The following is a 434-nucleotide window of genomic DNA, read 5'->3' as shown; positions in this document are numbered from 1 at the left end:
AACATCCTTAATCAAAATGATCTTGCTTTAGGAAGGGCCCTTGGAAAACGTGTGGCCGAAACAACCAAAAAGTTTGTTGGAAATTCTAAAGTTACATCACAATAATCACCGTCATGGGTTTTATTATCAAAATAAGATTTTATAAAAAGGGGAGTGACAACATGTATGAACGGTTTTTGGTTCCAGTTGACGGTTCCGAACATTCCAAACATGCACTGAAATCGGCTAAATGGTTGGCGCAAAACATTGGGATAAATGCCCGTATAACGCTTCTTCATATCATTCCTAGTAACAATATCAATACAGCTGCTTACGGAGTGGATATTGAACAATTGCAAGTAGAGGAAGTTAGGAGGATTTTAGAGGAATCCGCACAAGTCCTTTCAGGGTCATCTATACAATATGATAGCGAATACCATATTGGAGATCCTGCA

Annotated in this window: 1 protein-coding gene; it reads left to right on the top strand. The window is 38.5% G+C overall.

The genetic code is table 11. The annotated features are described in order from the left end of the window. Positions 1-161: 161 nt before the first annotated feature. The coding region (locus KW850_RS32735; RefSeq protein ID WP_218351733.1) for a universal stress protein at positions 162-434 on the top strand (273 nt) is incomplete at its 3' end.

It is taken from the genome of Bacillus sp. sid0103 (assembly GCF_019219025.1).
The sequence above is the reverse complement of the archived record's forward strand: the minus strand, read 5'-3'. Positions and strand labels throughout refer to the sequence as shown.